Below are 10,792 nucleotides of genomic sequence, written 5' to 3'. Positions count from 1 at the left end.
CACGCGAGGATAGCTTGTAGATACTTGGCTCAGTAGAGCCATTGAGCAAGAAGCCCCCACTTCAAAATTAGAGATTTAAGTGGTGGGAGCATGTCACTACTGTTCATTTTACCCGTAGTAATGGGCGCTTTTTTCAGCGTTTTCACCTTCTAAAAAGAATTGAAACAAGTTTTTTCCTGTGCTATGATATACGAAGCAATTTTTCGGGATACAGAGGTGGGTTCAATGAACAGACAGGCTATTATACAAAAGTTCATATGCTTCGCACTGGGGATCATTATGGCCATTGCAGGGGCGTACTTTGCAGATGTGCAGGCCGAAGCAGTTGGACGTCTGGAACAGAGCCCGGCTTTAGTTTCATTGATGTCACCGGAACTCGCAAGAAGTAATCAGGACACCGCAGAAGAACTTTCCGGTCTTCGCCAGGCTTGTGAGTTCCTGGAAGAGGCAAGACGTTATCTGCAAAGGAACGGCATTGCGGTATGCCTGATCGTTTTGGCGGCAATCTGTTTTTTGGTAAATTTTCATTACATGGAAAAGAAAAGACGGTTCTGCATTCTCTGCAATGTGGGTGGACGAAGTCAGATCATAAGATATATACATCAGCAGGATGGAAGAAAGCACTGATCTTCTGTATACGGAAAAAGGATAATGATATCTAAGATACATATATGGAGGAAAAGAGAGAATGATATCACAGATATTGGCTGTAATAATTTTTCTGGCAATGTTCATTTTAATTATTACAGAAGTTTGGGAAAGACACATTGTGACGTTGGGATGTGCTCTTCTGACCCTGGTAGTTACTTTTGGTATCTGTATGCGTAGCCCAAGTGCGATTATAGATACCTTGAACCTGAAAACCTTTTTCACAGAAGCATTCTGGCACACAACCGGACAGGCCAGTGAATCCTCTGGCGGTATTAACTGGGAAACCATCGTATTTATTGCCGGAATGATGATTATGGTGGAAGGTATGGCCAAATCCGGATTTTTCCGCTGGCTGTGTATGAAGATCGCCAAGATGGTCAAATACCAGATTATCCCGATTTTTATCACATTTATGGTACTTTCCTTTGTACTTGCAATGTTTATCGACAGCATTACCGTGATCCTGTTCCTGGCAGCTGTTACGGTGGAATTGTCCCAGCTATTAAAGTTTAACCCTGTGCCAATGATCCTATCTGAGATTTTTTGTGCAAATCTTGGAGGATCGGCTACTATGTGCGGAGATCCGCCAAACATTATCATTGGAACATCCCTGGGAATGTCATTTTCTGACTTTGTGACCAATACAGGTCTGATCGCAATTGTATCTCTTGTTGCAGTTGTGATTTATTTCTATCTGGTATTCAGAAAGGAACTGACATCTAATACCGTCACAAAGAATCCGGCAGATTATCCGGATCCTTCAGAGGCTATTACCAGTAAAGGCGGATTTGTGATCAGCTGGATCATTTTCCTGTGTGCAGTGGTTCTTTTGGTAACACATTCCCAGACTGGACTTACCGTATCCTGCATTGGAGTATTCATTGCTCTTGTCACATTGCTTACAGCAGGAAGAGATGCACTTGATCTTCTGAAGAAAGTAGATTACAAAACCCTTCTGTTCTTTGTAGGACTGTTTGTCGTCGTAGGAGGTCTGGAAAAGACCGGAATCCTTACGCTGCTGGCTGGCTTTATCGGAAATGTCAGTGGAGGTAATCTGAAAGTAATGATTGCCATTATCATCTGGGTATCTGCAATTGCAAGTGCATTTATTGATAATATTCCATTTGCTGCTACCATGATCCCAGTGATCAACAGTCTGGCAGCTACACAGGGGATTGAGATTTCCGTCCTTGCATGGGCACTTGCTATGGGAACCGATATTGGAGGAAGTGCCACACCAATCGGAGCATCTGCCAATGTTGTGGGTATTGCCACAGCAGCAAAGAGCGGTCATATGATCAAGTGGGGAAGATATTGCAAATCTATGGCTCCGGCGACCATACTTGTGATTCTGATCTCCATGGTTATGATATATGTACGTTATTTACCGTGATGGGAGGGAAGAGAAGATGAAGCAGTTAATTATTTCAATCGGACGAGAGTTCGGAAGTGCAGGACATGAGATCGCAGAGCGCTTGGCGAAGCGTTATGGACTGCCGCTGTATGACCACAATCTTTTGGATGAAGTGGCTGCCAGTCATAATATGGATAGCCAGGAGCTTCAGGAATATGACGAAATGAAGCACAACAAATTTTTGTACCGCTCTATCAATGGGATGAGCAGTTCACCGGCCGACAATGTGGCAAACATGCAGTTTAACTTTCTTCTGGATAAAGCAGAGAAAGGCCAGTCTTTTGTGATCGTAGGCCGTTGCTCTGAAACCATTCTGAAAGATTATGAAGGACTGGTTTCTGTCTTTATCATTGGTGACATGGAAAGTAAAGTAGCCCGTGTGCAGCATCTTTATGGAAAAAGCGAGAAAGAAGCTGAAAGATTCATTAGAGAAAAAGACAGAAAAAGAAAGAAATACCATGACAGTCACTGTAAATCAAAATGGTCAGATTCCCATACTTATGATCTGAGCCTGAACAGCAGTAAGTTAGGACTTGAGGGAAGCGTGGATTTCCTGGCAGACTACATTGACAGACGCATGAAAGGAACAAAATAAACCTGTAACAATAAAAATAATAAAAGTAATAAAAGCAATAAAAGTAATAAACCAAAAAATGCCAATCAGGAAATGGCGCAGTCTTTAAAAAGGCTGCGCTATTTTCATTGAAACAGAAAGTGCGGTAAGGTTAGGGCTTGACAACATACCGGGAATTGGATAAATATAGATATAAGATAATCGGGAAAGCACTTTCCTGGCTGTTATCACATTCCATTATAAAAATGTTCAACTAGGAAAATACACAAGAAAGAGGAAAAGACAATGAAACGATTTTTTGGTACAGACTCCCCATTGTTCAGATTTATGACCATCCTTCTGGAATTGGCAGAGATCAATCTGCTCTTCATCTTATGCTCCCTGCCGGTTGTGACCATGGGAGCCTCCTACGCAGCCATGACAGACAGTATGAATGAAATGCATGTTCACGGTGAAGGTTGTTTTTCAGCAAAACGGTTCTTCCAGGTGTTCAAAAAAAGCCTGAAGCCTATGATTCCGATCGGGACCGTGATCTTGGTATGCTGCATTGGGCTTGGCTTTAATGTGAATTATGTTTTGAAAACCATGGAAGGGACAGGACGTATCTTATTCTGCGGGATTTATGTGGTACTTTTCCTGATCCTGTCAGGTATCTTTCAGTATTCAGCATTTATTGCAGCTAAAACAGAAAAATGGAATAAAGATGAGTTGAAAAACAGTTTTCTGCTGGCTCTGGCCAAATTTCCTCTGGTGATCCTGACTACACTTCTCACTGCTTCAGTTCTTTCGGTACTTATGATGTCTGTATCACTAATGCTGCGTATGCTGCCGCTGATTCTTCTCTTCTGGTTTTCCTGTCCTGCCTACGTCTGTGTAGGATTACACAGAAGGGCACTGAAGCCGCTGCTTCCGGAGCTGTTCAGCGAGGAAGATTAGAAACAAGGATATGAGGCAAGACATAGACTATGAGCATAAAAGTGGAATATCAGCTGGGAGATGACTCCCACCTCTATAGGTGGTGAGAAACAAGCTGGTATCAGTGGTGGGAGTCAATCCCCCAGCTGATATAGCCTCCGGCAGGATTGCAGAGGTGCGCAGGAGAAGTAAGTCATGCAATTGCATGACGCGCACCTCGCAGCAAGAATGCCGAGGCATTCTTGAATTTCCTGTGATATGCGAATATAGGGTAGGATTATGGGAGTGCATAGTATGAAGCAATCTGCAGGTATCATAGCCGTGGGCTTTTGATCCAATATGATAAGAATAGAAGTGTACAGAAAAGCATAGAAGGCCTTAGCGAAGAAAACGCTTACCTAAAACAGCGGGAAAAGCCGGAAAAGTATCCAAAAACAAACATTCAAAACTATGCATAGTGACGAAAACGATCAAAAAGCAAGGAAAAGTTTAGAATATTATTGACAAAAACAGGAAAGAGTGATAACTTCTTAATCAAGGAAAGGGCTTTCCTGATAAGCGGAGGAATAAGGCATGGCAGTTACGATTGAAGACATTGCAAACGAGGCAAAGGTTTCCATCGCTACCGTATCCCGAGTGATCAACGATACAAAGGCGGTAAGCCCGGAACTGAAACAAAGAGTTCTGGATGCGGTAGAAAGGAACCGGTTCAAACCCAACACATTTGCCAAAGGACTGGCAACAGATAAGTCCAATATCATTGGCGTGATCGTGCGGGACGTTTCCAATTCGGTTATTTCTACAAGCATTAAAGGAATCAACCGTGTCTGTCAGAAGAAAGGCTTTACAGTAATGATCTGTGAGTCGGACGGAGACAGGAAGAAAGAAAAGGTGCTGCTTGAGAGAATGCAGGAGCAGAGGGTATCCGGAGTGTTGCTGGCAGGTATGAACATTGACAGTGACTGTGTGAAATGGATGCTGGATCTGGATTTTCCTGTGGTACTTCTTACACAGCAGGCTTCTGACGGAAAAACAAAGATCAATACAGTGATCCATGACAATAAGAAAGCTGTGATCGATGCGGTAGAGTTTCTGGCAGCCAATGGACATAAGCGCATCGCTTATATCAGTGGACCTAAGGAGGACTATTCTTCTGGGACATTAAGGCTTCAGGGCTTTCGCGAGGCAGTAGATAAGTTAGGACTGGAGATACCGGAGTCCTATATTACCATCGGTGATTTCTCCTACGACAGTGGAGTAAAGGCTATGCAGCGGATCTATGAGGAGAGCATGGTACTTCCTACAGCTGTGCTTGCCTGCTGTGATATGACGGCGGTTGGCGCTCAGGCGTGCATTGCCAAGTTTGGCATGAAGGTACCGGAAGACATTTCCGTTATGGGGATCGACGATTCTGAGGTTTCTATGTATGTGACCCCTGCATTATCTACGGTACGGATTCCTTATTATGATGAGGGCAAGAAAGCAGCCGAAGAGCTGTTTTCCCTGATTGAAAACCAGGAGAAAACCACTGAGAAGCTTACATATGTTCCTCACAAGATCATCCGCAGATTCAGCGTTAAAAAGATTTGATGATACAAGAATTGTAAGATTATAAAGTATGAAATAATCCACAGGTATCATAGTTAAGCAGTAATAATAGAAAGATTTGTTCATTTCTGATGAGCACAGGCATCCTGCTTTGTAACATCAGCTGTTATCAGGCAGGATACTTTTTTAGAAAGTGGGTAAGCGCTTTCCTACGGGAAAACTGCGGCCTTTTTCAGAAAAAATTTAAGAAACTGTTCCCGAAAGGGTGCAAGATAAAAAATCATATATCTAAGGAGGATATAACATGAAAAAAACAATGTTACGAAGAGCTACAGCACTTGGCGTGATCGCAGCTATGACTGCATCTCAGTCTGCTTTCGTCTTTGCAGATGAGGAAAACGCATCCGGCGACAAGATCACACTTACTTTTGCTTTTGATGAGGGCGTTGGCACTCCTACAGAAGAAGCAATCAAGGCATTCAACGAGAGCCAGGACAAGATCGAGGTTCAGTCCTATCATCTTCCACAGGACGCTAACAACCTTCATGATGATTTTGTAAACAAGATGGTATCTGAGGATACAAGCATCGATGTTATGGCACTTGATGTTGTTTACGTAGCAGAGTTTGCATCTGCCGGATGGGTCGAGGCACTGGATGATCTGTACACAGAGGATGAGCTGAGCGCATACCTGGATGGTACAGTAGAAGGTGCAAAATACGATGGTAAGCTTTATGCAGCACCATGGTTCACAAACGCATCTGCACTGTTCTATCGTACAGATGTACTTGAGGATCTGGGAATTACAGAAGTTCCAACCACATATCAGGGATGGATCGATGTATATGAGAAGCTTGGCGAAGATTCCGGTATTGATTATGCATTCTGCTACCAGGGAGCACAGAGCGAGGCTATGGTTTGCAACTGGGTTGAGTTCCTTGCATCCTTCGGCGCAAGTGTACTTGACGAGGACGGAAATCCTACATGCAATACTCAGGAAGCAATCGATGCTACACAGCTGATGCATGATTACATTGGAACATATGCTCCGGAAGGAACAACCACATATGCTGAGACAGAGTCACAGCAGGTATTCCAGGAGGGCAAAGCTCTCACATGCCGTACATGGTCCGGTACATGGAATACATTTAACGATGCAGAGCAGTCTGAAGTTGCAGGAAAAGTTGGTATGACAATGCTTCCTGTATACAATGAAGGCGATACAGCACACAGCTGCCTTGGCGGTCTTGACCTTGCTGTAAATACATACATTGACGACGAGCACAAAGAAGCAGCTAAGACATTCATCAAATGGTTATCTTCTGAGGAAGAAGAGAAAGCATTCTGCCTCAGCTCTTCTCAGCCGCCGACAGTAAAAGCTGTTTACTCTGATGCAGATGTACTTGAGCAGATCCCATTCTACACAGATTTCTATTCAATCATCGAGACTGGTAAAGGCCGTCCATCTACTCCGGATTACTCCTTATTATCTGATGCAATCCAGAGAAACGTACATGCAGCTCTGACTGGAGAGACCCCTGTAGAAGACGCATTAAATGCACTTCAGGAAGAGGCAGAAGGACTTCAGTAATTATAGAAGTCTGACCGGAAAGTAATTTTGAACGCAGATCGCAAAGCGACCGCGTTCATGAGCAAGTAGCGGAGCGGATTGCAAATTTCCGCTTTACAAGATAGTTATTACCGGGGCTGCTGCACTAAATACGCACTGATGAATAAAATGCATATTTATTCACAGCGGCTGTTTATTGCAGCAGCCCTGTTTTTGAGACAGGCAATGGAGGAATAAAACCTTGAAAACGAAAAAGATGAAATCGCAGGTTAAGGAGGCAAGAACTGCATGGGCTATGCTTGCTCCTGCCCTTGTTGTTCTGGGAGTGATCCAGGCATACCCTATTCTGCGTACCTTTTGGCTCAGCTTTCATGAGATGAACCTGAAAAGGCCACAGACAGGATTTCCATGGATCGGACTTGAAAATTATGCAAAAATCCTGTCCGACAGCCGTGCCGGTGAGGACATTATGTTCACACTGAAATTTACAATTGCAACGGTGGCACTGGAGTTGATCATCGGCTTTGCAGCAGCTCTGATCATGAACCGGGCATTTAAGGGAAGAGGTCTGGTACGTGCAGCGATCCTTGTGCCTTGGGCAATTCCCACATCTGTATCTGCTATGATGTGGAAATTTATCTACAATGATCAGTATGGTATGTTTAATGATATTCTTTACAGACTTGGCATCATTGACGGATATAAAGCATGGCTCAGTACAAGGAGCGGAAGCTTTATGGCTATGGTGATCACGGATGTATGGAAAACGGCACCGTATATGGCGCTGCTGCTTCTGGCCGGATTGCAGGTTATTGACGAGGGACTGTATGAGGCGGCAAAAATCGATGGTGCAAATGTATTCCAGAGATTTTTCAAGATCACGCTGCCCATCGTAAAGCCATCCCTGTTGGTTGCACTTCTGTTCAGAACACTGGATGCATTCCGTGTATTCGACCTTGTAAGCGTATTGACAGGCGGTGCCAATGGTACAGAGAGTATTGCCATGTATGCATACAAGCAGCTGATGACCTTCCTGAATTTCGGTTATGGTTCAGCACTTGCCATTCTGATCTTTATTATTGTATTTGGAATCAGTCTGATTTACATGTGCTTCCTGAAGAAAGATTTGACTGCAGAGTAGAGGTGTATTTATGAGTAAGAAAACAAAACGTACAGTAGGATGGGTTGCATTTTATATATTTGTTGCAGCATTCGTTGTTTTACTGCTGCTTCCTTTTATCTGGCAGTTCCTGACTTCCGTGAAACCATTAAATGAGATTGCAGAGATGCCTGCGAAATGGATCCCAAGCTATTTCCATGGCCAGTTCTATGTGAATGTATTTACAAAGCATCCGTTTGCACGATATATGCTGAACAGTCTGATCGTGGCAACTTCTGCCACACTGCTCAGTCTGCTGATCGGCGCATCAGCTGCTTATGCATTATCACGCCTTCATTTTAAAGGCAGGGCTGTTTTACTGATGGTGATCCTGGGAGTATCCATGTTCCCTACCATTGCAACATTGTCACCACTGTATCTGATCCTGAAAAATATGAACCTGCTGAATACCTACCAGGGACTTATCCTTACTTATATCGGATTTTCCCTTCCAATGGCAATCTGGCTGATGACCAACTTCTTCTCCCAGATTGAAAAAGGATTTGAGGAAGCAGCAGCAATTGACGGATGCAGTCATTTCCAGACATTTGTAAAGATCATGCTTCCGCTGATCAAACCGGCTACATTTTCTGTAGGACTTCTGGTATTTATCAACTGTTGGAATGAGTATCTGTATTCACTTACATTTATGAGCAAAGATGCAATGAGAACAGTACCTGTTGGAATTGCTCTTTTCCCAAGCAACTATCAGCTGCCATGGGGAGATATGGCAGCAGCTTCCATTGTCTGCACACTGCCACTGATCGCACTGGTACTTATTTTCCAGAAGAACATTGTAGCAGGTCTGACAACTGGTGGTATGAAAGGTTGATTTTTGGAAACTATTCAGTAGAAAGGAAAATAATATAATGGAACATATCGCACTGACAGAAAAACTGGAATTCAGCCGCATTATCGCAGGCTGCATGCGTACATTGGATGCAGGGATGGACGGTGATAAGCTTCGTGCTTTCGTTCATGGCTGCATGGACCTGGGTATTGATACATTCGACCATGCACCGGTATATGGAGCTGGCAAATGTGAGAAAATTTTCGGAGATGAGGTACTTAGAAAAGATCCTTCTCTTCGTGACAAAATGAAAATCGTTACAAAAGCAGGTATTATTTTACCGGGACAGAAGGGAAATTCCCATATTTATTATGATTCCACAAAGGAAAATATCCTGGCTGAGATGGATGCATCTCTGGAGCGCCTGGGTACAGACCATGTAGATCTTCTTCTGATCCATCGTCCGGATGTGCTGAGCAATCCACAGGAGACTGCTGAGGCCCTGGCACAGATCGTAAAAGAAGGAAAAGCCCTCAATGTTGGTGTATCCAACTATGAGCCTGCACAGCTGGAAGCACTTCAGAAATACCTGCCGGTTAAGGTCGTTGCAAACCAGATGGAGTTCTCTGTAAAAGCTACTTACAATTTCTTCAACGGTGTTGTAGACAATGCACAGATGAACCAGACAGGCCTTATGGCATGGTCCCCGCTTGGCGGCGGCAGCGTATTCAAGGGTGAGGATGAGCAGTCTGTACGTCTTCGCGCAGAGATCCAGAAGATCGCTGAAGCACATCAGGTAAGCATGGATGTGGTTATGTATGCATTTGTTCTTCGTCATCCGGCTAAGATCATGCCGATCACCGGAACCATGAACCTGGATCGTGTGAAAAATGCAGTGGATGCACTGAAGCTTGAGCTTACCTATGATGAGTGGTATGCGATCCTGGCTGCATCCCGCGGATTTGATGTGCCGTGATCATAGATTCTTGTATAGGATAAGATTGTACGAAAAGGGAGAAGTCCCTTTTCGTGCTGCCTAAACGAAAAGAGGAGTAGACATAAAATGGGAAAAGTAAAATATGCGGTAATTGGTTCCGGATGGCGTGCCGAATTTTATATCCGTATTGCAAAGGCTGTTCCGGAAAAATTTGATCTGACAGCTGTTTTGATAAGAGATGAAGAAAAAGGCAGAAAGTTCAGTGAAAAATTTGGCGTCAAAGTAGTAAATACAGTTGATACTTTGATGAAAGATGAGCCGGAGTTTGTTGTTCTGGCAATCAAACGTGGCTGCGTAACAGATTATCTGCTTGAACTGTTTGAAAAAGGTATTCCTGTACTTACAGAAACACCTCCTGGAGAAAGTCAGGAGGATCTGCAGAAGCTGTGGAGTGCTTATGAGAAATATCAGCCTAAAATCCAGGTGGCAGAGCAGTATTTCCTGCAGCCGCTGTATGCATCCTGGCATAAAGCCATTGCAGATATGAAACTGATCGGAAATGTGGAAAATATTAATATTTCTGCACTGCATGGATATCACGGGATCAGCATGATCCGATGGATGCTTGGCACAAAGGGACAGAAATGTACCATGTACGGAAAAAGATATCATTTTTCTGTGACAGAGACTTATGGCCGTGAGGGAATGGCTTTTGATGGAGAAACCTTTGTATGCCCAAGAGATCGTGTGACTCTGGAATTTGAAAACGGACAGGTGGCATTTTTTGATTTCTCTGATCCGGCACAGTATCATTCCTTTATCCGTACCCGTCAGCTGTCCGTTCAGGGAGACAGAGGAGAGATCGATGATCTTACCATTCGTTATCTTACACCAGAGAATATCCCTGTAACACAGGAACTGAACAGGATCGACCTTGGCGTTTATGGTAATCAGGAGTGGTCCCATTTTGCGATTATGCTTGGGGAAAAATTCCTTTATAAGACACCATTTGTTAATGCCAGACTGAATGATGATGAGATTGCTGTAGGAAGCCTGCTCCTTGGTATGTCAGAGTATGTAAAGAGCGGAAAAGAGATCTACTCTCTTGCAGATGCGCTTCAGGATATGTATCTTTGCCTGAAAATGGAAGAGGCAATGGCTGATCCTTATAAGCCTGTGGTAACTGAGAAACAGCCCTGGGATGCGGCTTTAAAGATTTGATGGCAAAAAAGAG

At 43.8% G+C, this 10,792-nt stretch carries 10 protein-coding genes; all 10 read left to right on the top strand.

Going from position 1 to position 10,792, the window contains the following annotated elements; translation table 11 throughout:
* Positions 1 to 225: 225 nt before the first annotated feature.
* Positions 226 to 627 carry a hypothetical protein gene (locus OCV61_RS12935; RefSeq protein ID WP_262582966.1) on the top strand — a complete coding sequence of 134 codons (402 nt, stop codon included), beginning with the start codon at positions 226 to 228 and terminating at the stop codon, positions 625 to 627.
* A 61-nt stretch (positions 628 to 688) separates the two neighbouring features.
* The gene (locus tag OCV61_RS12930) at positions 689 to 2,044 is read left to right on the top strand and encodes an ArsB/NhaD family transporter (protein WP_158422139.1); all 1,356 of its coding nucleotides are present in this window, start codon (positions 689 to 691) and stop codon (positions 2,042 to 2,044) included.
* A gap of 16 nt (positions 2,045 to 2,060) precedes the next feature.
* Positions 2,061 to 2,660 carry a cytidylate kinase-like family protein gene (locus OCV61_RS12925; RefSeq protein WP_158422138.1) on the top strand — a complete coding sequence of 200 codons (600 nt, stop codon included), beginning with the start codon at positions 2,061 to 2,063 and terminating at the stop codon, positions 2,658 to 2,660.
* Positions 2,661 to 2,924: 264 nt separating this feature from the next.
* On the top strand, positions 2,925 to 3,575 hold the full coding sequence (locus tag OCV61_RS12920) for a DUF624 domain-containing protein (protein WP_158422137.1): 651 nt from the start codon (positions 2,925 to 2,927) through the stop codon (positions 3,573 to 3,575).
* Positions 3,576 to 4,127: 552 nt separating this feature from the next.
* Positions 4,128 to 5,144, top strand: a complete 1,017-nt coding sequence (locus OCV61_RS12915; protein WP_158422135.1) for a LacI family DNA-binding transcriptional regulator — start codon at positions 4,128 to 4,130, stop codon at positions 5,142 to 5,144.
* Positions 5,145 to 5,406: 262 nt separating this feature from the next.
* Positions 5,407 to 6,693, top strand: a complete 1,287-nt coding sequence (locus OCV61_RS12910; protein WP_158422134.1) for an ABC transporter substrate-binding protein — start codon at positions 5,407 to 5,409, stop codon at positions 6,691 to 6,693.
* Positions 6,694 to 6,913: 220 nt separating this feature from the next.
* A complete protein-coding gene (locus OCV61_RS12905) occupies positions 6,914 to 7,813 on the top strand; it encodes a carbohydrate ABC transporter permease (protein WP_202188983.1) in 900 nt (299 codons plus the stop codon).
* A gap of 10 nt (positions 7,814 to 7,823) precedes the next feature.
* A complete protein-coding gene (locus tag OCV61_RS12900; RefSeq protein ID WP_158422133.1) occupies positions 7,824 to 8,663 on the top strand; it encodes a carbohydrate ABC transporter permease in 840 nt (279 codons plus the stop codon).
* Positions 8,664 to 8,700: 37 nt separating this feature from the next.
* The gene (locus OCV61_RS12895) at positions 8,701 to 9,597 is read left to right on the top strand and encodes an aldo/keto reductase (RefSeq protein ID WP_158422132.1); all 897 of its coding nucleotides are present in this window, start codon (positions 8,701 to 8,703) and stop codon (positions 9,595 to 9,597) included.
* 87 nt (positions 9,598 to 9,684) lie between these two features.
* Positions 9,685 to 10,779: a Gfo/Idh/MocA family protein gene (locus tag OCV61_RS12890; protein WP_158422131.1), complete on the top strand. Its 1,095-nt coding sequence runs from the start codon at positions 9,685 to 9,687 to the stop codon at positions 10,777 to 10,779.
* The last annotated feature ends 13 nt before the right edge of the window (positions 10,780 to 10,792 follow it).

The sequence above is a fragment of the Blautia ammoniilytica genome, assembly GCF_025566965.1.
Lineage (GTDB): Bacteria > Bacillota > Clostridia > Lachnospirales > Lachnospiraceae > Blautia_A > Blautia_A ammoniilytica.
Note: the sequence above shows the minus strand (reverse complement) of the source record. Positions and strands in the feature narration are given on the sequence as shown.